Here is a 25,599-nt window from a genome sequence, read left to right as displayed (position 1 = left end):
TATTGTGTGAACCAGTTTAGAACTATATCAAACCGGTTTGTTAACAGTGACATGACGCCCATCCAATTGAACCAGACCTTGAGCGAACCAAGATACCACTTCAGGATATAGCTGCTGTTCGGCCGCATGAATGGCTTTGCTGATCGTTTCAGGCGTATCCTCTGGCAGAATGGGAACCGGATGCTGGGCAATAATCGGGCCAGTATCCATACCTCCATCTACGAAATGCACAGTCACACCCGTCACTTTCACACCATACTCAAGTGCTTGTCCAATCGCATCCTTGCCTGCAAATGCCGGCAGCAAGGACGGATGAATGTTAACCAACCGCCCTGCGTAACGATCCACCACAACCGAAGTCAACAATCTCATATATCCGGCAAGAACGACCAAGTCGATCTCTTTGGATTCTAGCACTTCCACGATCTCAGCCTCATAGGCTTCACGGGAAGCATAATTTTTCGGAGTAAACAGATGACAATCCACGCCTGCATCCTGTGCCCGCTGCACAACACGTGCAGACGGTTTATCACACACGAGCAGATCTACGGATGCATTCAGCCCACCGTTCCGTACTGCATCGACCAATGACTGAAAGTTAGTCCCTTCACCCGAGGCAAATACAGCTATGCGGTAGTTCGCCATTAAACATCCGCTCCCGTGAAGGTTACTCGCGCGTCTCCTTCAGTAACACGTCCAATGATGTACGCTTCTTCACCAGATGCTTTCAGTTGTTGCAGTGCTTCCGTTGCATCTGCTTCATTAACGACCAGTACAAGCCCAACACCCATGTTAAAGGTGGTGAACATGTCACGGTTCGAGACAGATCCTTTTTCCTGTAACAGGTTGAAAATCGGCAGGATCGGCCAAGAGCCGTAGTTAATATCCACATTCACGTTGCTCGGCAACATACGTGGGATATTCTCGATGAAGCCACCACCTGTAATGTGTGCCATGCCTTTAACTTTTACCTTTTCCAGCAGGGACAACAGGGGTTTAACATAGATCTTCGTAGGTTCCAGCAGGGAATCCCCCAGCTTACCGCCCAGTTCCGCTACTTCATCATGCAGATCAAGTCCCGCATCTTCCAACAAAAGTCTGCGTACCAGCGAGAATCCGTTACTGTGTACACCGCTAGAGGCCAATCCAATCACAGTGTCGCCAGGGGCGATGGTTGTGCCGTTGATGATCTTCGCTTTGTCCACGATACCTACCGTGAATCCGGCAATATCGTATTCGCCTTCACTGTACATGCCCGGCATCTCTGCCGTCTCGCCACCAATCAGCGCACAACCCGATTGATGACAGCCTTCAGCGATACCCGCAACAATAGCTTCGATCTTCTCAGGAATAACTTTGTCACATGCCAGATAGTCGAGGAAGAAGAGTGGTTCTGCACCCTGTACCACAATGTCGTTCACACACATGGCTACCGCGTCGATTCCGATGGTATCGTGACGGTCCATGGCAAATGCAATCTTCAGCTTGGTGCCTACGCCATCCGTACCGGATACAAGTACAGGCTCATCGTATTTATCTTTGTTCAAACCGAACAGGGCACCGAATCCCCCCAGATCTGTCATTACTTCCGGACGGAAGGTACGCTTCACGTGTTTTTTCATCCGTTCAACCGCTTCATTACCTGCCGCGATATCGACGCCGGCCTTTTTATATGCTTCGGACACAACCATCACACCCTTCATATCTTATAAAAATTGAACCAGCGTATTAACACGTACCCCTTCGAGGACTGGACAACCTTTCGATTGCCGTTATCTCCAGATTTTATCGTGTCAATGTTAAGTCCAACCTACCTATCCTTGCTCCATCTCTAACAGATGGTTTTGTACCAATTCAAATCCGGCTACGCCGAGCGTATTAAACTGACTATACTCTTCTATCGGGAGGTTACGAATGTACTCATCACTGCAGTATAAATGTCCGGCACACTGAAACACTTTCAGCTTTTCCTTTTCGGGCGTCAAAGGTGTGTTACCCACGATCCTCCACGATCCGTTTCGGATATTGGCCGGAGAAGTAAATATGATGTTACTTCTACGCTTCCCAAAGGAATAGAAGAGAAAATCGCCATCTTCCAAGCTTACGGTTTCGTCACGCTGAATGCTCATCACGCCGAACGAAAATGTCTTTTTAAAACGGCCTTTAAGTGCGCATACCACCTGGCATACCGCAAATCGACCATCCTTCATCGGAATCAGGAACACGTCACCTTCGTTATAACTCTTTCTCATCTGCATGGATTAACAGCTGCAGCCGAATTTTTCTTCGCCGCCAAAGTCGAGGCGGGTTGGGTAATCATTATCAAAACATGCGAGGCAAAGCCCGCCCTTGGGATCATCCTGATTATCTCCCTGAATGGATGCAATCAGTCCATCCGGACTGAGGAACGACAGAGAATCCGCATTAATTTCACGGCAGATCTCTTCCACCGACAGCTGTGAAGCGATCAATTCGCGGCTGTCCGGTGTATCGATGCCATAGAAACAAGGGTTTTTGAAAGGTGGCGATGTAATGCGTACATGAACTTCCGTTGCTCCTGCATCACGCAGCATGTTCACGATCCGCCGGGAGGTCGTTCCCCGTACAATCGAGTCGTCAATCATGACCACACGTTTGCCTTCGACAACACGACGCACAGCGCTCAGCTTCATCTTCACGCCCTGCTCCCGCAATTCCTGGCTTGGTTGGATAAACGTACGTCCGGTGTATTTGTTCTTGATCATACCCATCTCATACGGAATACCCGTTTGCTCCGCATAACCAATGGCCGCTGAGATACTGGAATCTGGTACCCCCGTAACCAAGTCCGCATCTACAAACGACTCAATCGCCATCCGGCTTCCCATCCGTTTACGGGCAGCATGTTGGTTCGCACCGTTCATATCACTATCTGGACGAGCAAAATATATATATTCCATCGCGCATAAAGCCTTCCGGTGCTTGTGATGATCGAAGCGATCTTCGTGCAGACCATCTGCATCCAGCACAAGCAGTTCACCGGGTTCAATATCACGAATTAACTCTGCGCCGATTGTTTCCAGTGCACAAGTCTCGGATGCAAACAGATACGCATCTCCCAGCTTACCCATCGTCAGCGGACGTAGTCCGTGTGGATCGGAAGCCACGAGCAACTTGTCGTTGGTCATGATCAGAAACGCATAACCGCCGACAATGCGCTGGAATGCCTCTTTGGCCGCTTCCACAAGCCCTTTGGAGGAACGTGCAATCAGATGCGCAATAACCTCGGTATCACTTGTTGTTTGGAAAATGGAACCGCTCTGCTCCAGCTCACGCCGGATCGTTGGTGCATTTACAATGTTACCGTTGGTCGCTACTGCCAGATCGCCATCACGGTATTTAAATACCAGTGGCTGTGCGTTCGTCAGTTTACTGTCACCGCTTGTTGAATACCGGACATGTCCAATGGAAATATCCCCGGTTAACGTCTGCATCAGATCTTTGGTGAATACTTCTTTCACCAGACCCATGCCACGATGATAGTTAAACTGGCTGCCATCACTCACACACATGCCCGCACTTTCTTCTCCCCGATGTTGTAGCGCATGCAGTCCATAATAGGAGAGTGAAGCCGCGTCAGGATGTCTGAACACCCCGAACACGCCGCATTCTTCCTTCAATTTGTCGAGTCCTTCCTTGCCGGACCCTTCATTATAATAATCGCCTGTCCACAACGGTCCTGTCATCAGTTCATGAGACATGGAATCGCATCCTCCCAGACCTGAGCCAAACCTCCTACAGGTTCGCTCACGGCTGATGTTCCGTTCAGTTCAATCGTCAGGTTACTTCCTTCTACACGTCCAATCACAGCTACAGGTACACCGCGCTCACGTACAAATGCTTCAAGTTTACCCGCTTGCTCTGGCGTAGCCGACAACAAGATACGGGATTGGCTCTCACTGAACAGGGCGTGATCTGCACGCAGTGCAGTCTCCACATTCACCTGTGCGCCTACATTACCGCTGATACATGATTCTGCAAGTGCTACAGCCAGGCCACCTTCAGACAAGTCATGCGCCGAGCGAACGAGACCGGATTGAATAGCTTCAAGCACCGTGCTAAGCAACGCTTTTTCTGTTTGCAAGTTCAGTTCTGGCGGACGGCCTTCCGTCTGACCATGAACGGCGTATTGCAGCTCGCTGCCGCCGAGTTCAGCTTTGGTTTCACCGAGGAGAATGATGACATCTCCTTCGGATTTGAATGCTTGTGTCGTGATATGATCCGTATCATGAACGAGACCTACCATACCGACCACTGGCGTTGGATAGATGGAGCCTTTGGCGTTTTCATTGTACAGACTTACGTTACCACCGATGACCGGCGTATCCAGTACACGGCAAGCTTCTGCCATACCGTCTACCGCTTTCTCCATTTGCCAGAAAATATCCGGCTTCTCCGGGTTACCGAAGTTCAGGTTGTCCGTAATTGCCAGGGGCTCTGCACCAGAACATACAATGTTACGCGCAGCTTCACTTACGGCAATCCGTCCGCCAACTTCAGGATCAAGGTATACATAACGTCCATTACAGTCGGTAGTCATCGCGAGACCTTTGCGTGTTCCACGAATGGTAACTACGGCTGCATCCGAACCTGGACGAACGGCAGTGCTTGTACGCACCATGTAATCATATTGATCATAAACCCATTTCTTACTTGCAACCGTTGGTGAAGCCAGTACTTGTTTCAGCGCTCCGCCGAGATCCGACACTTCGTCGTAACGAAGCGTGTCGATGGAAGCACTTTGCTCATAGTACGCAGGTACAGAAGATGGTTTGTCATACACTGGGCACTCGTCAACTAGTGCTGTTACTGGCATGTCTCCAACTACTTCACCGTGGTGGATCAGTTTCAGACGACCGTCATCCGTTACTTTACCAACTTTGGCACAGATTACGCCCCAACGTTCAAAGATTTCCATCGCCTGCGCCTCATCCTTGGGCTCAACGACGAACAACATACGCTCCTGAGACTCGGACAGCATCATCTCGTAAGGTGTCATGCCTTCTTCACGCTGTGGCACTTGATCCAGATACAATTCCAGACCATTGCCTGCTTTACTTGCCATCTCCGCACTCGAACATGTCAGACCAGCAGCACCCATATCCTGAATACCCAGCACGATGCCTGTGTCGATCAATTCCAGACAGGATTCCATGACCAGTTTCTCCATGAACGGATCACCAACCTGAACGGCTGTACGCTGGGACTCGGATTCTTCTGTCAGCTCAACGGATGCAAACGTTGCACCGTGGATACCGTCACGACCTGTTGGTGGGCCCACGTAATACACCGGGTTACCTACACCTTTGGCTACACCACGCTGAATCTTGTCATGATCAATCAGCCCCACACACATCGCGTTAACGAGCGGATTGCCTTCATAGCTCTCATCAAACATGACTTCACCTGCAACGGTAGGAATACCGATACAGTTCCCGTATCCAGCAATACCTGCTACAACATGTTCGAACAAATATTTAACACGATCGCTCTCCAGCTTGCCGAAACGAAGAGAGTTCAGAAGTGCTACCGGTCTTGCGCCCATGGAGAAAATATCACGGATAATGCCGCCCACACCTGTCGCCGCCCCTTGATAAGGTTCTACCGCGGAAGGGTGGTTATGGCTTTCAATTTTGAAAACAACGGCCTGGTTGTCACCGATATCCACGATTCCAGCACCTTCACCTGGTCCCATCAGGACACGAGGGCCACTTGTCGGGAAACGACGCAAGAGCGGCTTGGAGTTTTTGTATGCGCAGTGCTCAGACCACATGACGCTGAATACACCGATTTCCGTGTAGTTTGGCTTGCGGCCCATGAACTCACAGATCAGCTCATACTCGCTGTCAGACACGCCCATTTGTGCGTAAAGTTTATGTTCTGCGACCTGTTCTGCTGTCGGTTCCTTAGCGGATAGCTGCTGCGTCATGCCGATCCCTCCATGCTTTCAAAATAGATGTAAACATACGTTTGCCGTCTTCCGAACCTAGCAGTGAATCCACTGCACGCTCTGGATGCGGCATCATGCCGACTACGTTTCCACCCTCGTTGCAGATTCCCGCGATATCACCCAGGGAACCATTCGGGTTCGTACCATACGTAAATACGATCTGGTTGTTCGCTTGCAGACTCGCGAGCGTCTCCTCGTCGCAATAATAGTTACCTTCACCGTGAGCAATTGGGATGACAATCTCTTCGCCCGGTGCATAGTCACGTGTAAATGGTGTATCTGCGTTTGCCACTTTCAATACCGTATCGTGACAACGGAATTTCAGGGAAGTATTACGAATCAATGCACCTGGAAGCAATCCCGCTTCCGTCAGGATCTGGAATCCGTTGCAAATACCCAAAATATATTTACCTTGTTCAGCAGCTTTCGCTACCTCGTTCATTACCGGTGCAAAACGGGAAATCGCTCCACAACGCAGATAGTCTCCATAAGAGAAACCACCCGGAACCAAAATACAATCATAAGCCGAAAGATCTGTAGCCGTGTGCCATACATAATCAACCTCTTGTCCAATCGCATCTTCCACTGCCTTGTAACAGTCGATGTCGCAGTTGGAGCCAGGGAACACAAGAACTGCAAATTTCATGAGATTAACCCTCCAATTCGTAGCGGTAATCTTCAACAACGGTGTTGGCCAGCAGCTTTTCACACATGACTTTCAAACGTTTCTCCGCTTCCGCACGATCTGTTGTATCCAGGTTGAGTTCCATGACTTTACCGATCCGTACACTTTCCACTTCGTTGAATCCCATAGAATGCAGGGCTCCTTGAACAGCTACGCCTTGCGGGTCGAGTACGCTTTGCTTAATAGTGACATATACGGTTGCTTTGATCATGATCCTTATGTTCCTCCTCAGTAATGAACGGGATAAATGCTTTATGCTGTTAAAAAAGTGACTTTGGAGCTTGCTCCGGGGCGGATTGTTCTTTCCGGTCGCTTGTTGTCCCCAGGTTTTTTGGATTGTTTTGGCCCGCTCGCGGTCAAAACCCGGGGACAAAGGCGAACGCTATCGCTCCTTTAAGAACAATTCCGCCCCTCCGCTAGTCCATGCGACGTTTTTTAAAGGCCTAAACCTTTTACGTTGCACGGTGTGTAATGGTCTAGTGCTTGCTCCCAGGCGGATTGTTCTTTCCGGTCGCTTGTTGTCCCCAGGTTTTTGGATTGTTTTGGCCCGCTCTGCGGTCAAAACCCGGGGACAAAGGCGAACGCTATCGCTCCTTTAAGAACAATTCCGCCCCTCCGCTAGTCCATGCGACGTTTTTTAAAGGCCTAAACCTTTTACGTTGCACGGTGTGTAATGGTCTAGTGCTTGCTCCCAGGCGGATTGTTCTTTCTGGTCGCTTGTTGTCCCCAGGTTTTTGGATTGTTTTGGCCCGCTCTGCGGTCAAAACCCGGGGACAAGGCGAAACCTATCGCTCCTTTAAGAACAATTCCGCCCCTCCGCTAGTCCATGCGACGTTTTTTTTAAGGCTTAAACCTTTTACGTTGCACGGTGTGTAATGGTCGAGACTGACCATTACGTGAAAACAATTAAATTTATTGTGCCGTTAGACGGTTATAAATATCGACGTATCTGGCGGTTGTTGCTTCAACTACCGATTGTGGGAGCGGATCAGGTTTGCTGTTCTTATCCCAATCCGTTCCGGCGAGATAGGTGCGTACTGGTTCTTTATCCATGCTATCGATCTCGATGTCGAGTTCATAATTCTCTTTGGCCCAGAAGCGTGAAGCATCTGGGGTGAAGATTTCGTCAATCAGGATGACCTTGCCATCCACAATGCCGAACTCGAATTTGCAGTCTGCCAGAATGATGCCACGCTGATCACAATAATCACGCGCGAATTCGTACAAGCGCAGGCTTTTTTCCTGAAGCTCCATTGCAAGTCCGTCGCCCACCAGTTCTTTCATGCGATCCATCGAAATGTCCTCGTCATGCCCTACATCATTTTTGGCTGCCGGGGTGAAAATGGGAACTTCGAGTTTGGCGTTCTTGCGTAGTCCTTCAGGCAGTTTAATGCCATTCACTTCACCGCTTGTCTCATATTGTCTCCATCCACCACCAGTGATGTAACCACGCACGACACATTCGATATCAATGCGTTCTGCTTTGCGGGTCACCATGATGCGGTCTTTGAGCAATTCAGGGTCTGTGATGAGATCACCCAGTTTATTCACATCGGTATGAATCACGTGATTCTCCATCATGCTGCCTGTCAGTTCAAACCAGAAACTGCTGAGTTTGTTCAGTACGTTTCCTTTCTCGGGAACTGCCGGGTCCAGCACATAATCAAATGCCGAGATTCGGTCAGTAACCACGATCAGAAAATGTTCACCCAGATCGTACAATTCACGTACTTTTCCTTTATATAACAGAGGTGCTTTAACGAGATCTGCCGCAGTGGACAGTGCCATGGGCTCACCTTCTTTCAGGAGATGTAAGGCTAAGATCAGAATCCTGATGGTGCGGACTCCACTCCGACGACAGAATAATCTTCCGATCGCTGTTATCCCCAGATTTTTCGATTCCACTTTTTCAAAGTGAAAATCCGGGGATAAAGGCGAACGCTTCGCTTCTTCAGCTTATTTCTGTCCTCTACGTTCCCTGCTAGTCCATCATTCTGTGCTATAGCCTTATGGGAGTTATATATTAGTCGTTCAAGCCGAGCTTTTTGAAGATGGTGTCTACGTGCTTCAGGTGCCATGACGGGTTGAACGCATCTGCGATTTCCTCTTCGTTCAGTACTTCCGTGATTTCCGGAGTGGATTTCACGATATCTTGGAACTGACGTTGTTCTTCCCATGCTTGCATCGCACGTGGTTGAACGGTATCGTATGCTTGCTCACGGCTGAAGCCTTTGTCGATCAGCTTCGTCATTACACGGCCAGAGAATGGCACGCCGAAGGTGCGCTCCATGTTGCGTTTCATGTTCTCAGGGAATACCGTCAGGTTCTTCACGATGTTACCAAAACGGTTCAACATGTAGTTCAGTAACATCGTTGCATCCGGCAGAATGATACGTTCTACAGAAGAGTGCGAGATGTCGCGTTCATGCCAGAGCGTTACGTTCTCGTATGCCGATACCATATGTCCGCGAATGACGCGGGACAAGCCAGAGATGTTTTCACTACCGATCGGGTTACGCTTGTGCGGCATCGCGGAAGATCCTTTTTGACCTTTAGCAAAAGCTTCTTCCACTTCACGGAACTCACTCTTCTGCAGTGCACGTACCTCTGTAGCGAACTTGTCCAGGGACGTTGCGATCAACGCCAGTGTAGCCATATACTCCGCGTGACGGTCACGTTGCAATGTTTGAGTGGAGATTGGCGCCGGTTTCGTACCCAGCTTCTCGCAGACAAACTCTTCAACAAATGGATCGATGTTCGCGTACGTTCCTACTGCGCCTGAGATCTTGCCGTATTGTACGTTGTCTGCTGCATGACGGAAACGCTCCAGGTTCCGTTTCATCTCTTCATGCCACAACGCCATTTTTAGTCCAAATGTTGTTGGCTCTGCATGTACCCCGTGCGTACGTCCCATCATTGGTGTGTGCTGATAAGTCAGTGCTTTTTCACGAAGAATTTCAATGAAATTCACGATATCCTTCTCCAGAATCTCATTCGCTTGACGCAGTACATAACCCAAAGCCGTATCCACGACATCTGTGGAAGTCAGTCCGTAGTGCACCCATTTCCGCTCCGCACCCAGACTTTCAGATACCGTACGTGTAAATGCGATTACGTCATGACGTGTTTCCTTTTCAATCTCATAGATGCGGTCGATGTCAAAAGATGCGTTCTGACGAAGCAATGCTGCTTCTTCCTTAGGGATTACACCCAGTTCGGCCCACGCCTCACATGCACATATTTCAACTTCTAGCCACGATTGGAATTTGTTCTCTTCGGTCCAGATGGCTCTCATTTCGGGTCTGCTATAACGTTCAATCATGAATTTGTATTCCTCCAGAGATTAGTTTGTTCAATCCATTGCAATCCTTCTTCAACATCCTGACAAAGCAGATTCACATGCCCCATCTTACGTCCTGTTTTCGCTTCGGTTTTACCATATATGTGAAGCTTGGGAATCACACCGAGTTCTATCGCTTCTGCATCAGGTTGCCCTGTTCTGGCGATAATGCCTTCCAGATGTTCTCCAAGCACATTGACCATGACGACTGGGCTCAATAATGAAGTGTCCCCAAGTGGTAGTCCGCAGATCGCACGGATATGTTGTTCGAACTGAGAAGTGGCACAAGCTTCCATCGTATAGTGACCGGAATTATGTGGTCTTGGCGCCAGTTCGTTGACATACAGTCTTCCATCCGCCGCTACAAACAGTTCCACAGCAAGCAACCCGACAACCTTCATTGATTCTGCCACCGCTGCTGCCAGCTTTTGCGCTTCAATCTGGATGTCTGCAGCAACTCTAGCCGGTACAATGGAAGCATGCAAAATGTTATTCACATGAATGTTCTCCGCTGGCGGGAACGTTTTGATCTCTCCATTGGTACTGCGCGCTACGACAACCGAAATCTCGCATTCAAACTTGATGAATTGTTCCAGCACAAGTTCCGCACCTGTAGCTGCGAGCTCTTCATACGCAGCCACAGCCTCCTTCACCTCTCGGATTACGCGCTGGCCTTTGCCATCGTAACCTCCAGTCACCGTCTTCAGTACACAAGGCACGCCAAGTTCACTTACAGCAGCAAGCATCGTATCCGCACTAGTGATCTCACGATAAGGCGCAACTCTTACTCCAGCGGCTTCAATTGCACGTTTTTCACGTAATCGATGTTGTGTGGTGTACAGCAACGCACTTCCTTGCGGAACGTAGGACTCACGCTCGAGCAGTCCAGCGACTTCTGCATCCACATTTTCGAATTCATACGTAATAACATCGCATTGCCGAGCCAGTTCAAGCGCAGCTTTGGCATCGTCATATCCCGCTTCAATCTGACGAGCAACTTGACCACAAGGCGCATCCGAAGCGGGATCAAGGGTAACAAATCGATACCCCATTGCCGTTCCTGCGAGCGTCATCATACGTCCCAGCTGTCCGCCTCCAAGAATGCCGATGGTTGTTTTCCCCGGTAGCAGAACATTTTTCAGTTCTCCTTCTATGCCGGATTGGTTCGCGGCTCTACTCATAGTTCTTCACTGCTTTCGAGTACTTCTTGTTTGATGCGCTCTCTTCGAGCTTCAGAGCGACGTTGGACATCCGGGTCAAAAGCACCGATTATTTGAGCTGCCAGCAATCCTGCATTCGTTGCCCCTGCCTTCCCAATCGCTACAGTTGCGACGGGAATACCACCTGGCATCTGAACAATGGACAACAGGGAATCGAGACCGTTCAATGCTTTGGATTGAACCGGTACGCCAATGACTGGAAGCATCGTTTTGGCTGCAACCATACCGGGTAGATGTGCTGCCCCGCCTGCGCCTGCAATGATCACCTTGAATCCTCGATCAATTGCTTGCTCTGCGTATTCGAACATCAAATCCGGTGTACGATGGGCGGAGACCACTTTTTTCTCATATCCAATTTCCAGTTCGTCCAACACCTCGCACGCATGTTTCATCGTTTCCCAATCCGACTTGCTGCCCATAATTACAGCGACTTGCAGTGACATGAATACATCCAACTCCCGTCTGAGCTTTTTTGATTACATCTGACCAATAAGAAACTCTTATTACATGTGAAATGAAAAAATCCGCTACCCGCGAAAACATCACATTTTCTCCGGACACCGGACTCCAAGAAATACGTATCCCTCATTTGGGCATGCCAAAAGGGGGCTTGCTGTCCGCATCTGGTTGCATGCGACTCTCAGCCGTATCTCCTCGTAGTCCGGAAATTTACGGTTCCCGGGTAGATACTTCCGGGCCCTATTCCCGGCGTTATACGAGCAAATATCTATCAAACTATTTTCGTTCATTTTTGTAATCTCTTATTACACATTTCGTTCCTACTCGACCTTATTCTTACCTGATCGACACATCTAACATTCTAACAATCCCCTACAGAGAATGTCAACTTAAAGACGAACATTTAACATATTGACAAATATAATGTTCGGGAATTGCTTCATTAAAATCGGTTAGACATCCATTTCATCCCATAAAAGAAAGCCGGCTCCTCTTCAATCTCTCGAAGGCAACCGGCTTCCTGCTTTTCAGTGCGTACACACTGCATTCATTATTTTACGATCAGTACTGGAACCTGAGCATGCTGCACCACATTGTGACTGACACTCCCCAGGACAAATTCCCGAATTCCACCGAGTCCGCGGCTGCCAATAATAATGATATCCGAATCATTTTCTTTGGCAAAATCAAGCAACACTTCCGCAGCCGCTCCTTGAATCAGATCTACATTGGCCGTTACACCAGCAGCCTGAAGTCGTTCTTTCGCTTCATCTGTTGTTTGCACCGCCAAATTGTAGTAGTCATTATTAAGTGAAGGTGGCAGAGGCGCCAATCCCTCACCGATGAATACACGCGGGAAATCAAAAGCATGAATGACATCCAGTACAGCATTCGGGGACACTTTGGCTAACTCAATTGCACGATCAAGTGCTTTATTTGAAGCTTTGGAACCATCATAAGCCACTAATATTTTGGAGAATAACATGTGAATCCCGTCCCTTCCTTTATATGTAGAGCACGCGAAGCAAGCTTCGGTCTGACATCCATTAAACTAATATAACCATATAACTCCTTAAACGTAACGGAGCCACAATGAACCATTTATACGAATGAATTTACATATAAATCCTTACGGTGACGATGAACGATTACGCATTTGTTCCAAGTGTTCATTGAATAAAATAACCATAGATTACCGCATTCAGGAACAATAACAACGGAATGCCAATGGTGAAGCTGGGATGTTTGGTCTTATGCCTTTTCCGATACATCGCGATCCAGACTCCCAAAGCACCGCCAATAAAAGCAAGCAAGAATAACGTCCGTTCGGGTGTACGGTCACGACGCTGTTGTGCACGCCTCTTATCATCCGACATCACCAGATAACCCACTACATTAATAAATAAAAACCACAATATAAGTCCGGTTTGCATATAATTCTAGCGATCCCCCTGTCCCGGGACATCTCCCTGTCTCCATTATAGTCCTCATTAGAGACATGTTCAACGCACCGGTGGGGAACCACAAGTATTTTGCGAGGCACGCGTTAAGATCGACAGTTTAGATAATTTTAGGACTCCTGCTTAGGAATACCGTTCAGGCTGGGTACTCTTTTGGCTGCTTTGGCTGGACGAACATCGATGTTTTCTTCCCTAATGCTATCTTTGTTCTGCTGGTTATGGATCTTTTCGGGTTTGTTGTGCGGCATATGGGTATCACCTCCTTGGCTTACGTTGCCTGAAAACGGAGGATCTTATACCCCTTCACATGGTTGATTAGGTACACACGCAGCAATCACTTTCCATAGCGCCAGTTATTCGCAACTAGCGTTACATGAGGATGCGATCTGCCCTAACTCAGAGCTTGCTCTACTCTCCCTTTTTCTCCATAGCCGCCTTCAACAGCTCTCCAAGGTTAGACCCAATGGACTCCTGCTTCGCATATTGTTTCACGAGTTTTTGCTGATCGCGTTTGTTCACATGTTGTTTATCCTTATTCAATGTTTCTGTAATACCACAAGGCAGACATTGCACGTATAGCCCCGCTTTGCCTTCTTTGATTTCCATCTTTTTGTGGCACTGCGCGCAGCGACGATTGGACAATCTTTTCTCGGCCGAACGACGATATCCACAGTCCTCCGTAGGACATACAAGGAACTTGCCGCGCTTGCCCTTCTTCTCCAACAATCGCGCATTGCAGTCAGGGCAGTGGCTATTGGACACATTATGCGGCTTGTACTCCGCTTTGCTGCCTTTCACCGTTGACACGAGCTCTTTGGCCATGGAGCGGATGCTGTCCAGGAAAGGGCCTGGCTGTCCTTGCCCACGAGCGATGCGCTCCAGTTCAGCTTCCCAGCGGGCAGTCAGATCCGGTGTACGCAGCTGTGGAGCAGCCAGTTCAATCAACTGTTTTCCTTTGCCGGTTGGATGCATGCTGTTGCCTTGACGATCTATCGTATCGGAACTGACCAGTTTCTCAATAATATCCGCCCGTGTAGCCGGAGTGCCGAGTCCATGCTTTTCCATCTGGAAAAGTAAAGCGGCTTCGGTATACCGTTTTGGCGGCATCGTCCGTCCACTTTTAATATGGCAACGCTGAACCGTCACGGACTGTCCTTGCTGCACATCTGGCAAAAGAGTGCGCTCATGGTCTGCTGCATCGTCAGCACGGTCATCGTCATCATCGCTGTAATCACCGCCGTATACTTCGCGCCATCCGCTTTCTTTCACCGTTGTACCTTTGACATGGAAGGAATCATTCCCCACTTGAACCGTGATTGCAACCGAATCGTACTTCGCTGCCGGATAGAACAGGCTGATAAAACGACGTACAATCAGATCGTACAATTTGCGTTCCTCCGGGTTCAATTGATTCAGAAGTACCGTTTGCTCCGTGGGAATAATGGCATGGTGATCGGTCACTTTGCTGTCATCCACAATACGTTTGGTGATATTCAGATTTTTGCGCAGCAAAGGACGTGCCAGAGACGCATAAGGTCCAATGGCTACACTGTCCAGACGTTCTTTCAATGTAGCTGTCATGTCGGCAGTCAGATATCGGCTGTCCGTACGTGGGTACGTCACGAGTTTGTGCTGCTCATATAGACGTTGCAGGACATTTGAGGTTTGCTTTGCCGAGAAACCATATTTCCGGTTGGCATCCCGCTGCAGTTCCGTCAGGTCATATGCCAGTGGATGTGGCTCTACTTTCTCACTTTTCTTCACCTGGGCAATCGTGCCCTTACGCCCGTCTACCCGCTTCTTCAATTCTTGCATTTCTTGAGGGTTGAATATGCGCGAATCTCCCCCTGCTGCCCGCCACACAGCCTGAAAATCTCCTAAATCTGCCGTTAACGTCTCATACTCCTGAGAGCGAAACCCATTAATTTCATTTTCTCTATCCATAATCATGCCCAAGGTCGGCGTTTGCACCCGTCCAGCAGACAACTGCGCATTGAAACGAACAGTTAGCGCACGAGTCACGTTAAGTCCAATCATCCAGTCGGCCTCTGCCCGGCAACGTGCTGATTCATAGAGACGGTCGAACTGACTGCCTGGCTTTAGCGAAGCAAATCCGTCTTTGATCGCCTTATCTGTCTGAGATGAAATCCATAGACGTTTGAATGATTTTTTCCACCCCGCCATCTGCATGATCCAACGGGCCAGCAATTCACCCTCACGGGCCGCATCTGTGGCAATGACCAGCTCGCCCACATCCTGACGTTTCATCAACTGCTGTACGGCTTTATATTGATGATTGGTCTCTTTCAGTACCTTCAGTTTCGTACGCTCTGGCAGAATCGGCAAATCCTCCAGATTCCATGTGGCATACTTCTTATCGTAATCCTCTGGCTCAGCTAATCCAACCAGATGCCCCAGCGCCCAGGTAACGATATATTTCGGGCCTTCCATATAACTTTTATGTTTATCACGCGCGCCCATAACTCTGGCTATTTCGCGTGCTACAGATGGTTTTTCTGCGAGTACTAATGTCTTCACTTCATATCTCTTCCTCTCTGGTAGAACGTTATGTCTCTTTTATTCCTATCTTTTCATTATATCATCTCGCACTAAAGGTATGCTCTGTGATCTCCATTCCCTCATCTTACTCCCATTCTGTTTCTAATGTTTAATCAATATATCGAATTCATGTCACATTTATTTACATAAGAATAATTAATAGTTTTACTGTGATCAAGTAAATAGAAGCATGGATAAGGTTTTATACCGATCGATATTGATGTATACGTTTTTTTGGATAAATATAAACCTTGTAAGATTACCTAACATAACTATACAATGTGTCAAAAGCATAGAAACAGAATCGCTGTTAACACACATCAATGAGACACAGGAAGGGAGCGTGGATGCATGACTTATCATGGATCTGTATTGAAAAAAAGTGGGGCTTTGTTACTGGCGGGAGCTGTCGTTGCCACAACATGGGGAGGAACATTACCTTCGGCATCAGCCGCAACGGCAACGCCTACAAGCAAAACAACAGTAGCAGCTGTCTCCAAAGGGAAAGCGCCTGCTACGCCGGCAGCATTTGTTCAAGCCATGGAAGAAGCCGCTACACTTGCAGGTGTTCCTTTTACCATGGACAAGCTCTCCGGAACAACCGTACAACGTAAAGATGCTGCGGTTGCCTTGCAACAATGGCTCAAGCTGGATTCGACTACCGAATCATTCAAGGATGTCCCGGATGAATCCACCTTTGCAGGTGCTGTCGGTGCATTGAACACTGCGGGGTTGATGAAAGGCTATACGGAATCCCTCTTCCTTCCAAATGCTGTACTTACCGAGAATGACCTCTCCATACTGAAAGATCGCATCTATAATTACATAAAACCGTTTGTCCTGGAGGAAGCAACCATCATGGATCTCCAGGCCGCTATGACGCAAGGAAAACTGACATCAAAAGAACTGGTTCAGAAATATCTGGACCGCATTGAAAAATACGATGATCAGGGTGTAAGCATCAACGCGGTATTAACCCTGAACCCGGATGCGCTCCAAATCGCGGAGCAATTGGATGAAGAACGTGCAGCTCAAGGTGCCCGCGGACCTCTGCATGGCGTTCCAATTCTGGTGAAAGACAATTTCGATACCAATGACATGCCGACAACTGCAGGTTGTATCTGTCTTAAGGATTCCATTCCTGCTCACGATGCTGAACAAGTGAAGAAACTCAAAGCAGCTGGCGCCATTATCTTGGGCAAAACAAACCTGCATGAATTCGCATTTGGCATCACAACATCCAGCTCATTGGGTGGACAAACATTGAATCCATACGCCCTGGACCACTATCCAGGTGGCTCAAGCGGTGGAACAGGCGCTGCCATTGCATCTAACTTTGCCGCAGCTGGCATGGGTACAGACACTGGCGGTTCGATCCGAATCCCTTCCAGCTTCAACAGCCTTGTGGGTATCCGCCCAACCATCGGACTATCCAGCCGTGAAGGCATTATCCCATTGGCTTTGACACAGGATGTCGGTGGACCAATGGCTCGTACCGTAAGTGATGCCGCAATCATGCTGGATGCTACAGCCGGCTATGACAAAAAAGATGTCGCTACAGCTTACGCGGTTGGGAAAATCCCTTCCAGCTACACTGACTTCTTGGATGTAAATGGACTGAAAGGTGCGCGCATCGGTGTGGCCACCGAACTCATCCCAAGTACCAAAGCTGAAGAAAAAGCCGTTGCTGACGTAATCAACACAGCTGTTGAAGAATTGAAATCACTTGGCGCTACCGCAGTTCCAATTTCTATCCCGAACTTGGCTGAGATCAACAAATACCCAAGCCTTAGTGGATATGAATTCAAGTTCCAGCTGAATGACTATTTGGAATCATTGGGTGCAGATGCTCCATACCACAGTCTGTCCGAGATCATCGCTTCCGGAGAGTTTGATAAGTCCCAAGAACAATCCATGAAGACTCGGGATGCACGCCAAACCCTGGAGACTACCGAATATAAGGATATCGTCCTGAAACGTACCCAAGTTACACGTGAATCCTTGCTGAAAGTAATGGCAGATAATAATCTGGATGCCATCATCTATCCTACGTCCACACAAGCCGCTGGTGTTATTGGCGAAGGACAAAACTCTGGTGGTAACAACCGTTTGAGTCCATTCTCCGGCTTCCCGGCGATCACGGTTCCTGCTGGTTTCACAACCGATGGTCTGCCTGTAGGCATGGAGTTCTTGGGTCGTGCCTTTGATGAAGGAACTTTGATCAAGCTGGCTTACAGCTACGAACAAGGTACACATCACCGCCAAGCGCCTAAGCTTACGCCGTAAAATATTTATGGGATTAAGCATTTCCTGTTAACACAAAAAACAGATGCATTCATATCATTTTATTTAAACGAATTCTCACTAAAGAGACCACCCTCTTCATGATTGTATGAAGTCTGGGTGGTCTCTTTTATTTCCTCTGTCTAATTTGATGTTGCAAATTCCCGTATGTTATCCATTACTTAACTTTGTCCGGTACGCCCCACTTCAGCACCAGACCTGCGTAAGTCAGACCACCGCCAAAACCAAAGAGAGCCACAGTCTGTCCTTCTTTTAACTTCCCTTCATCCACTGCAAGCTGCAATGCAAGCGGAATGGAAGCAGCAGATGTATTCCCGCGATATTCGACACTGGTTAAAGTACGTTCCAAAGGGACCGGGCCACGTTCGCAAACAGCCTCAATCATTCTCATGTTGGCACTATGCGGGACAAACCAGTCAATCTGTTCAGGTCTTAATTCAGCTTTTGCTATAAGCTTATCCAATTGCTCTGGAATCGTCCGTACAGCCCACTTATATACCTCTCGTCCATTCTGAACCAAACAACCTTCGCCCTGTAAAGGCACTCCATCCATCTCTGAAGACAGACCACTCTTATAAAGATGGATACCGCCTTCTCCATGCGTACCGGATATCGCTGCCATAAAGTCACCTTCAACATGTGCAGCTCTCTCCACCAAGAAGGCTCCAGCTCCGTCCCCAAACAGGACACAAGTCGTGCGGTCTGTGTAATCCGTAATTTTGGATAACGTCTCTGCGCCGATAACTAGCACTTTGCGGTACATTCCACTGGTCACCAGACTGTCAGCAAGCTGCAGCCCGTAGGAGAAACCAGCGCATGCCGCATTTAGATCCAGTACACCCGTGTGGTGGATCTTAAGATTAGCCTGTACTCTGGATGCCGTACTTGGAAATGCATATTCAGGTGTGCTAGTAGCCACAAGAATCATATCCACATCTTCTATACTAACTCCATAACGAGTTATCATATCTTCAACAGCCTTCGTAGCCAGGTCAGATACATATTGGTCTTCAGCTGCAATTCGCCGCTCTCTCATGCCTGTACGTTGCACAATCCATTCGTCACTTGTCTCGACTAATTTCTCCAGATCAGCATTCGTTAATATTCGATCCGGTACATATGCTCCCATTGCCGTGATCGTTGCCTTTGATTGATGATTCATATCGGCATTCACCTCATTTGGTTTTTCACCATTATAGCACTAAGTCTTAGGACTTGGTACTAATTTTATAAAATATTTATTATGATTCTTTTGTTAGTTGTTTATTTTAAAATGATCTCTTCATTTATTACCCAGAGCAATACAAACGATGGTATGCATTTTTGATGAAGAATTGTGAATATCCCCTGACTAACATGAAGAATGTCTTAATTAAATGCGTTTTTTATAGACAGTTCATTCCAACAGGAGGAAAATAAACAGATTGCCCTACATTACTAAAGAATAGAGATGACCTATACCCATGAAAGAATTAAATATCCTTGCCATTTCCGGAAGTCTGCGTAATCAGTCCTCCAATACGTTACTAATGCACGCCATAATTAAGCTGGCTCACACTAACCTTAAGTTTGAAGTATATGATGGATTAAATGATCTGCCGCATTTTAACCCTGATCTCGATGTCGAGGAGGGTCCAGTGTCCATACAGCACTTGAGAGCCCAACTTAAGCATTCGGACGGTGTCCTTATCTGCACACCAGAGTATGGAAATGGCGTTCCCGGGGTCTTAAAAAACGCACTAGATTGGGTTGTATCTTCTGGAGAATGGCTCAATAAACCCACTATTGCCATCGCTGCTTCCCCAAGCCCCATGGGAGGTGACAAAGCCCATGCTTCCTTATTGCTGACACTAAACATGATCAATGCACAAGTTCTACAGGAGGGCTGTTTAACCATTCCTCATATTACATTGAAAATGAACAAACCAGGCGTCATCATTGATTCGGAAACCCAGCATGCATTGCAGAACTCCCTTTCAATCCTTGAGGATGCTTGCAATCAAATGAAAAGCTAGACAAATGTTGTACTTAAATCCCTGATAGAGAAATGATCCTTTTAAAGTTATTTATCATTCTCATAAATATTGAAATAAAAAAACAGCCTTGGTTATTTACCAGGGCTGTTAAGGTTTATATAAGTATTTAGGATTAAAATAAAAAGGACACACTCGATATGATCAAGTGTGTCCTTCGATTGCTTGGCGGCGTCCTACTCTCCCAGGACCCTGCGGTCCAAGTACCATCGGCGCTAGAGGGCTTAACGGTCGTGTTCGGGATGGGTACGTGTGGAACCCCTCCGCCATCGCCACCAAACGCGGTGCTTACATTTCAGAGTTGTTGTTCTCTGAAAACTAGATTCGAAACGAAACATGCGAACTATCACTTGCTATTGGATAAGCCCTCGACCGATTAGTACTGGTCAGCTCCATGCATTGCTGCACTTCCACCCCCAGCCTATCTACCTCGTCGTCTTCAAGGGGTCTTACATACTGGGAAATCTCATCTTGAGGGGGGCTTCACGCTTAGATGCTTTCAGCGTTTATCCCGTCCGTACATAGCTACCCAGCGGTGCTCCTGGCGGAACAACTGGTACACCAGCGGTACGTCCATCCCGGTCCTCTCGTACTAAGGACAGCTCCTCTCAAATTTCCTACGCCCACGACAGATAGGGACCGAACTGTCTCACGACGTTCTGAACCCAGCTCGCGTACCGCTTTAATGGGCGAACAGCCCAACCCTTGGGACCTACTTCAGCCCCAGGATGCGATGAGCCGACATCGAGGTGCCAAACCTCCCCGTCGATGTGGACTCTTGGGGGAGATAAGCCTGTTATCCCCAGGGTAGCTTTTATCCGTTGAGCGATGGCCCTTCCATGCGGTACCACCGGATCACTAAGCCCGACTTTCGTCCCTGCTCGACTTGTAGGTCTCGCAGTCAAGCTCCCTTATGCCTTTGCACTCTTCGAATGATTTCCAACCATTCTGAGGGAACCTTTGGGCGCCTCCGTTACTCTTTAGGAGGCGACCGCCCCAGTCAAACTGCCCACCTGACACTGTCCCCGCACCGGATTACGGTACCAGGTTAGAACCTAGATACGATCAGGGTGGTATCCCAACGTTGCCTCCACGCAAGCTGGCGCTCACGCTTCAAAGGCTCCCACCTATCCTGTACAGATCGTACCCAAATTCAATATCAAGCTGCAGTAAAGCTCCATGGGGTCTTTCCGTCTTGTCGCGGGTAACCTGCATCTTCACAGGTATTAAAATTTCACCGGATCTCTCGTTGAGACAGCGCCCAAGTCGTTACGCCATTCGTGCGGGTCAGAATTTACCTGACAAGGAATTTCGCTACCTTAGGACCGTTATAGTTACGGCCGCCGTTTACTGGGGCTTCGGTTCACAGCTTCGGATTGCTCCTAACCACTCCCCTTAACCTTCCAGCACCGGGCAGGCGTCAGCCCGTATACTTCGCCTTACGGCTTCGCACAGACCTGTGTTTTTGCTAAACAGTCGCTTGGGCCTTTTCACTGCGGCCCCCTCGTGCTATTCACACTACCGGGGCACCCCTTCTCCCGAAGTTACGGGGTCATTTTGCCGAGTTCCTTAACGAGAGTTCTTCCGCGCGCCTTAGAATACTCTTCTCGCCTACCTGTGTCGGTTTGCGGTACGGGCACCTTCACCTGGCTAGAGGCTTTTCTTGGCAGTGTGAGATCATGACCTTCGCTACTACAATTTTCGCTCCCCATCACAGCTCAGCCTTATGATGTGCGGATTTGCCTACACATCAGCCTCACTGCTTAGACGGACATCCATCAGTCCGCGTCACTACCCTACTGCGTCCCCCCATTGCTCATAACGGCTTACGGTGGTACAGGAATTTCGACCTGTTGTCCTTCGACTACGCCTTTCGGCCTCGCCTTAGGTCCCGACTTACCCTGAGCGGACGAGCCTTCCTCAGGAACCCTTAGGCTTTCGGCGGATCAGATTCTCACTGATCTTTTCGTTACTCATACCGGCATTCTCACTTGTATAATGTCCAGCGCTCCTTACGGTACACCTTCAACCCTTATACAACGCTCCCCTACCCCTGATGCAAGCATCAAGCCATAGCTTCGGTGGTGTGTTTAGCCCCGTTACATTTTCGGCGCAGAGTCACTCGACCAGTGAGCTATTACGCACTCTTTCAATGGTGGCTGCTTCTAAGCCAACATCCTGGTTGTCTGTGCAACTCCACATCCTTTCCCACTTAACACACACTTGGGGACCTTAGCTGATGGTCTGGGCTGTTTCCCTTTTGACAATGGATCTTAGCACTCACTGTCTGACTCCCGGAAGTAAGTCTATGGCATTCGGAGTTTGACTGAGCTTGGTAACCCTTGCGGGCCCCGCACCCAATCAGTGCTCTACCTCCACGACTCTGTTTTCCGAGGCTAGCCCTAAAGCTATTTCGGGGAGAACCAGCTATCTCCGAGTTCGATTGGAATTTCTCCGCTACCCCCACCTCATCCCCGCACTTTTCAACGTGCGTGGGTTCGGGCCTCCAGTGCGTGTTACCGCACCTTCACCCTGGACAGGGGTAGATCACCCGGTTTCGGGTCTACGTCCACGTACTACATCGCCCTATTCAGACTCGCTTTCGCTGCGGCTCCGGCTCTTCACCTTAACCTTGCACGGGAACGTAACTCGCCGGTTCATTCTACAAAAGGCACGCCATCACCCCTAAAACGGGCTCTGACTTTTTGTAAGCACACGGTTTCAGGTTCTATTTCACTCCCCTTCCGGGGTGCTTTTCACCTTTCCCTCACGGTACTGCTTCACTATCGGTCGCTAGGAAGTATTTAGCCTTGGCAGATGGTCCTGCCGGATTCATACGGGGTTTCACGTGCCCCGCACTACTCGGGATCCGTCTCGGAGGGAACAGACTTTCAATTACAGGGCTTTTACCTTCTTTGGCGGGCCTTTCCAGACCTCTTCGCTTAACCGGTTCCTTTGTAACTCCATGTGAGACGTCCCACAACCCCAAAGAGCAAGCTCCTTGGTTTGGGCTTCTCCGCGTTCGCTCGCCGCTACTGACGGAATCACTATTGTTTTCTCTTCCTCAGGGTACTTAGATGTTTCAGTTCCCCTGGTATGCCTCTACACAACCTATGTATTCAGTTGTAAGTAACTGGAAATTACCCCAGCTGGGTTTCCCCATTCGGACACCCCCGGATCAAAGCTTGCTTACAGCTCCCCGAGGCAGTTTCGTTGTTCGCCACGTCCTTCATCGGCTCCTAGCGCCTAGGCATCCTCCGTGTGCTCTTAGTAGCTTAACCATATCGCTCGTGTTCGAGCTGTCACTCCGCTTGTTTTGGACTGCGTCCAAAGCCAAAAGTCGTTCCATTTCGATCACTCGCTCATGCAATCTACCGTTTTTATTGAAACTTGTTATACACAAGTTCAGCTAAAAAGGAATGTTCTAATTCGCATTTACTTTCGTTTCGATATCTAGTTTTCAAAGAACAAGCTCCATGCAAAAGCAAGCTGTTTGAGAGTTTGAGCTCTCAAAACTGAGCAACGAGTGAGTTAAAAGCTTTACGAAGTAAAGCTCGCTTCGGAAGCATGCTTCCTGAAGACTTGTATTTGAATGTTTCCACGCGGGAAACGATTCTCCATAGAAAGGAGGTGATCCAGCCGCACCTTCCGATACGGCTACCTTGTTACGACTTCACCCCAATCATCTATCCCACCTTCGGCGGCTGGCTCCTTGCGGTTACCCCACCGACTTCGGGTGTTATAAACTCTCGTGGTGTGACGGGCGGTGTGTACAAGACCCGGGAACGTATTCACCGCGGCATGCTGATCCGCGATTACTAGCAATTCCGACTTCATGCAGGCGAGTTGCAGCCTGCAATCCGAACTGAGACCGGCTTTTTAGGATTCGTTCCACCTCGCGGCTTCACAGCCCGTTGTACCGGCCATTGTAGTACGTGTGTAGCCCAGGTCATAAGGGGCATGATGATTTGACGTCATCCCCACCTTCCTCCGGTTTGTCACCGGCAGTCACCTTAGAGTGCCCACCCAAAGTGCTGGCAACTAAGATCAAGGGTTGCGCTCGTTGCGGGACTTAACCCAACATCTCACGACACGAGCTGACGACAACCATGCACCACCTGTCTCCTCTGTCCCGAAGGAAAGATACATCTCTGCATCGATCAGAGGGATGTCAAGACCTGGTAAGGTTCTTCGCGTTGCTTCGAATTAAACCACATACTCCACTGCTTGTGCGGGTCCCCGTCAATTCCTTTGAGTTTCAGTCTTGCGACCGTACTCCCCAGGCGGAGTGCTTAATGTGTTAACTTCGGCACCAAGGGTATCGAAACCCCTAACACCTAGCACTCATCGTTTACGGCGTGGACTACCAGGGTATCTAATCCTGTTTGCTCCCCACGCTTTCGCGCCTCAGCGTCAGTTACAGCCCAGAGAGTCGCCTTCGCCACTGGTGTTCCTCCACATATCTACGCATTTCACCGCTACACGTGGAATTCCACTCTCCTCTTCTGCACTCAAGTCACCCAGTTTCCAGTGCGATCCGGGGTTGAGCCCCGGGATTAAACACCAGACTTAAATGACCGCCTGCGCGCGCTTTACGCCCAATAATTCCGGACAACGCTTGCCCCCTACGTATTACCGCGGCTGCTGGCACGTAGTTAGCCGGGGCTTTCTTCTCAGGTACCGTCACCTTGAGAGCAGTTACTCTCCCAAGCGTTCTTCCCTGGCAACAGAGCTTTACGATCCGAAAACCTTCATCACTCACGCGGCATTGCTCCGTCAGGCTTTCGCCCATTGCGGAAGATTCCCTACTGCTGCCTCCCGTAGGAGTCTGGGCCGTGTCTCAGTCCCAGTGTGGCCGATCACCCTCTCAGGTCGGCTACGCATCGTCGCCTTGGTGAGCCGTTACCCCACCAACTAGCTAATGCGCCGCAGGCCCATCCCCAAGTGACAGATTGCTCCGTCTTTCCAGTTTCCTTCAGGCGAAGAAAACAATTATTCGGTATTAGCTACCGTTTCCGGTAGTTGTCCCAAACTTGAGGGCAGGTTGCCTACGTGTTACTCACCCGTCCGCCGCTAAGTCTCAAAGAAGCAAGCTTCTTATCAACTCCGCTCGACTTGCATGTATTAGGCATGCCGCCAGCGTTCGTCCTGAGCCAGGATCAAACTCTCCAATAAAGTATTGAAAAGAGCGATAAGCTCATTTTGAATCTGACGAGATTATAAATCTCATTTGTGCTCCAGTCGATCCAAGCCAAGGCTTGTTTCAAACTTTCGCTTTCATTCTGCAAGCAGAATGTTTACTCACTCGTTGTTCAGTTTTCAAAGATCAAACTTATTTCGTTACCGAATGTTGTTCTCTTCATCAACTCTTATATAATATCATGTCCGAACCAACTTTGCAAGCTCTTTTTTTAAGTTTCTTTCGAAGCTTATTTCATTCGCTTGCCGCACCGTGTATCTCGTGTTTTCTTGGCCGGAATTAGAATATACCATGTACAGTTATCGGATGCAAGTCTTTTTTTTCGAATAAGATTAGTTTCTTCAAATATA

General features: G+C 48.7%; 18 protein-coding genes, 3 rRNA genes and 1 riboswitch. Of the genes, 2 read left to right on the top strand and 19 right to left on the bottom strand.

The window, feature by feature from the left end:
- Nucleotides 1-27: 27 nt before the first annotated feature.
- From purN to NLBNIHML_RS21045, 15 genes are all read right to left on the bottom strand, one after another.
- Nucleotides 28-645 carry a phosphoribosylglycinamide formyltransferase gene (purN, locus tag NLBNIHML_RS21115; protein WP_339239486.1) on the bottom strand — a complete coding sequence of 206 codons (618 nt, stop codon included), beginning with the start codon at nucleotides 643-645 and terminating at the stop codon, nucleotides 28-30.
- On the bottom strand, nucleotides 645-1,685 hold the full coding sequence (purM, locus tag NLBNIHML_RS21110) for a phosphoribosylformylglycinamidine cyclo-ligase (protein ID WP_105602187.1): 1,041 nt from the start codon (nucleotides 1,683-1,685) through the stop codon (nucleotides 645-647). The genes purN and purM overlap by 1 nt, the downstream gene beginning before the upstream one ends.
- Nucleotides 1,686-1,814: 129 nt before the next feature.
- Entirely contained in the window at nucleotides 1,815-2,258 is a 444-nt protein-coding gene (locus NLBNIHML_RS21105) for an immunity 26/phosphotriesterase HocA family protein (RefSeq protein WP_494352667.1), read from the bottom strand.
- 3 nt (nucleotides 2,259-2,261) lie between these two features.
- Nucleotides 2,262-3,740: an amidophosphoribosyltransferase gene (gene purF / locus NLBNIHML_RS21100; RefSeq protein ID WP_339239482.1), complete on the bottom strand. Its 1,479-nt coding sequence runs from the start codon at nucleotides 3,738-3,740 to the stop codon at nucleotides 2,262-2,264.
- Nucleotides 3,725-5,968: a phosphoribosylformylglycinamidine synthase subunit PurL gene (purL, locus tag NLBNIHML_RS21095; RefSeq protein ID WP_339304177.1), complete on the bottom strand. Its 2,244-nt coding sequence runs from the start codon at nucleotides 5,966-5,968 to the stop codon at nucleotides 3,725-3,727. Before purL ends, purF begins: the two co-directional genes overlap by 16 nt.
- Complete coding sequence (gene purQ / locus NLBNIHML_RS21090; RefSeq protein ID WP_342571806.1) at nucleotides 5,946-6,635, bottom strand: phosphoribosylformylglycinamidine synthase subunit PurQ; 690 nt, start codon at nucleotides 6,633-6,635, stop codon at nucleotides 5,946-5,948. The genes purL and purQ overlap by 23 nt, the downstream gene beginning before the upstream one ends.
- Before the next feature lie 4 nt (nucleotides 6,636-6,639).
- The gene (gene purS, locus NLBNIHML_RS21085; RefSeq protein ID WP_017690695.1) at nucleotides 6,640-6,885 is read right to left on the bottom strand and encodes a phosphoribosylformylglycinamidine synthase subunit PurS; all 246 of its coding nucleotides are present in this window, start codon (nucleotides 6,883-6,885) and stop codon (nucleotides 6,640-6,642) included.
- 701 nt (nucleotides 6,886-7,586) lie between these two features.
- Nucleotides 7,587-8,462: a phosphoribosylaminoimidazolesuccinocarboxamide synthase gene (locus tag NLBNIHML_RS21080; protein WP_472474674.1), complete on the bottom strand. Its 876-nt coding sequence runs from the start codon at nucleotides 8,460-8,462 to the stop codon at nucleotides 7,587-7,589.
- 235 nt (nucleotides 8,463-8,697) lie between these two features.
- On the bottom strand, nucleotides 8,698-9,996 hold the full coding sequence (gene purB, locus NLBNIHML_RS21075; protein ID WP_339239480.1) for an adenylosuccinate lyase: 1,299 nt from the start codon (nucleotides 9,994-9,996) through the stop codon (nucleotides 8,698-8,700).
- Nucleotides 9,993-11,195, bottom strand: coding sequence for a 5-(carboxyamino)imidazole ribonucleotide synthase (gene purK, locus NLBNIHML_RS21070; RefSeq protein ID WP_494352666.1), 1,203 nt, complete (start codon nucleotides 11,193-11,195; stop codon nucleotides 9,993-9,995). The genes purB and purK overlap by 4 nt, the downstream gene beginning before the upstream one ends.
- Nucleotides 11,192-11,677, bottom strand: a complete 486-nt coding sequence (gene purE / locus NLBNIHML_RS21065; protein ID WP_339258764.1) for a 5-(carboxyamino)imidazole ribonucleotide mutase — start codon at nucleotides 11,675-11,677, stop codon at nucleotides 11,192-11,194. The genes purK and purE overlap by 4 nt, the downstream gene beginning before the upstream one ends.
- Nucleotides 11,678-11,871: 194 nt before the next feature.
- A riboswitch (purine riboswitch) is annotated at nucleotides 11,872-11,973 on the bottom strand.
- Nucleotides 11,974-12,243: 270 nt separating this feature from the next.
- Nucleotides 12,244-12,678, bottom strand: coding sequence for a universal stress protein (locus tag NLBNIHML_RS21060; RefSeq protein WP_339239478.1), 435 nt, complete (start codon nucleotides 12,676-12,678; stop codon nucleotides 12,244-12,246).
- 184 nt (nucleotides 12,679-12,862) lie between these two features.
- Nucleotides 12,863-13,126 (bottom strand): DUF1294 domain-containing protein, encoded by a 264-nt coding sequence (locus NLBNIHML_RS21055; protein WP_017690702.1) that lies wholly within the window; start codon nucleotides 13,124-13,126, stop codon nucleotides 12,863-12,865.
- A gap of 137 nt (nucleotides 13,127-13,263) precedes the next feature.
- The gene (locus NLBNIHML_RS21050) at nucleotides 13,264-13,401 is read right to left on the bottom strand and encodes a hypothetical protein (RefSeq protein ID WP_278296959.1); all 138 of its coding nucleotides are present in this window, start codon (nucleotides 13,399-13,401) and stop codon (nucleotides 13,264-13,266) included.
- A gap of 160 nt (nucleotides 13,402-13,561) precedes the next feature.
- A complete protein-coding gene (locus NLBNIHML_RS21045) occupies nucleotides 13,562-15,691 on the bottom strand; it encodes a DNA topoisomerase III (RefSeq protein WP_494352665.1) in 2,130 nt (709 codons plus the stop codon).
- Nucleotides 15,692-16,063: 372 nt separating this feature from the next.
- Here NLBNIHML_RS21045 and NLBNIHML_RS21040 point away from each other — a divergent pair, with 372 nt between their 5' ends.
- Entirely contained in the window at nucleotides 16,064-17,998 is a 1,935-nt protein-coding gene (locus NLBNIHML_RS21040) for an amidase family protein (protein WP_339239476.1), read from the top strand.
- A 175-nt stretch (nucleotides 17,999-18,173) separates the two neighbouring features.
- Here NLBNIHML_RS21040 and NLBNIHML_RS21035 read toward each other — a convergent pair whose 3' ends face one another.
- Entirely contained in the window at nucleotides 18,174-19,178 is a 1,005-nt protein-coding gene (locus NLBNIHML_RS21035) for a ketoacyl-ACP synthase III (protein WP_494352664.1), read from the bottom strand.
- Between the two features lie 301 nt (nucleotides 19,179-19,479).
- Here NLBNIHML_RS21035 and NLBNIHML_RS21030 point away from each other — a divergent pair, with 301 nt between their 5' ends.
- A complete protein-coding gene (locus tag NLBNIHML_RS21030) occupies nucleotides 19,480-20,031 on the top strand; it encodes an NADPH-dependent FMN reductase (protein ID WP_494352663.1) in 552 nt (183 codons plus the stop codon).
- 181 nt (nucleotides 20,032-20,212) lie between these two features.
- Here NLBNIHML_RS21030 and rrf read toward each other — a convergent pair.
- The 3 genes from rrf to NLBNIHML_RS21015 all read right to left on the bottom strand — a co-directional run bounded on the left by rrf (nucleotide 20,213) and on the right by NLBNIHML_RS21015 (nucleotide 25,224).
- A 5S ribosomal RNA gene (gene rrf / locus NLBNIHML_RS21025) occupies nucleotides 20,213-20,329 on the bottom strand.
- A gap of 76 nt (nucleotides 20,330-20,405) precedes the next feature.
- Nucleotides 20,406-23,330, bottom strand: a 23S ribosomal RNA gene (locus NLBNIHML_RS21020).
- Nucleotides 23,331-23,672: 342 nt separating this feature from the next.
- Nucleotides 23,673-25,224 (bottom strand): 16S ribosomal RNA (locus tag NLBNIHML_RS21015).
- The 16S, 23S and 5S rRNA genes sit together here, the layout of an rRNA operon.
- Nucleotides 25,225-25,599 lie beyond the last annotated feature (375 nt).

The sequence above is a fragment of the Paenibacillus sp. JNU01 genome (assembly GCF_059130585.1).
The sequence above is the reverse complement of the archived record's forward strand: the minus strand, read 5'-3'. Positions and strand labels throughout refer to the sequence as shown.

Coding starts and splice junctions, on each gene's coding strand:
- purN (WP_339239486.1), bottom strand. CDS start 645: ATGGCGAACTACCGCATAGCTGTATTTGCCTCGGGTGAAGGGACTAAC.
- NLBNIHML_RS21105 (WP_494352667.1), bottom strand. CDS start 2,258: ATGCAGATGAGAAAGAGTTATAACGAAGGTGACGTGTTCCTGATTCCG.
- purF (WP_339239482.1), bottom strand. CDS start 3,740: ATGTCTCATGAACTGATGACAGGACCGTTGTGGACAGGCGATTATTAT.
- purL (WP_339304177.1), bottom strand. CDS start 5,968: ATGACGCAGCAGCTATCCGCTAAGGAACCGACAGCAGAACAGGTCGCA.
- purQ (WP_342571806.1), bottom strand. CDS start 6,635: ATGAAATTTGCAGTTCTTGTGTTCCCTGGCTCCAACTGCGACATCGAC.
- purS (WP_017690695.1), bottom strand. CDS start 6,885: ATGATCAAAGCAACCGTATATGTCACTATTAAGCAAAGCGTACTCGAC.
- NLBNIHML_RS21080 (WP_472474674.1), bottom strand. CDS start 8,462: ATGGCACTGTCCACTGCGGCAGATCTCGTTAAAGCACCTCTGTTATAT.
- purB (WP_339239480.1), bottom strand. CDS start 9,996: ATGATTGAACGTTATAGCAGACCCGAAATGAGAGCCATCTGGACCGAA.
- purK (WP_494352666.1), bottom strand. CDS start 11,195: ATGAGTAGAGCCGCGAACCAATCCGGCATAGAAGGAGAACTGAAAAAT.
- purE (WP_339258764.1), bottom strand. CDS start 11,677: ATGTCACTGCAAGTCGCTGTAATTATGGGCAGCAAGTCGGATTGGGAA.
- NLBNIHML_RS21060 (WP_339239478.1), bottom strand. CDS start 12,678: ATGTTATTCTCCAAAATATTAGTGGCTTATGATGGTTCCAAAGCTTCA.
- NLBNIHML_RS21055 (WP_017690702.1), bottom strand. CDS start 13,126: ATGCAAACCGGACTTATATTGTGGTTTTTATTTATTAATGTAGTGGGT.
- NLBNIHML_RS21050 (WP_278296959.1), bottom strand. CDS start 13,401: ATGCCGCACAACAAACCCGAAAAGATCCATAACCAGCAGAACAAAGAT.
- NLBNIHML_RS21040 (WP_339239476.1), top strand. CDS start 16,064: ATGACTTATCATGGATCTGTATTGAAAAAAAGTGGGGCTTTGTTACTG.
- NLBNIHML_RS21035 (WP_494352664.1), bottom strand. CDS start 19,178: ATGAATCATCAATCAAAGGCAACGATCACGGCAATGGGAGCATATGTA.
- NLBNIHML_RS21030 (WP_494352663.1), top strand. CDS start 19,480: ATGAAAGAATTAAATATCCTTGCCATTTCCGGAAGTCTGCGTAATCAG.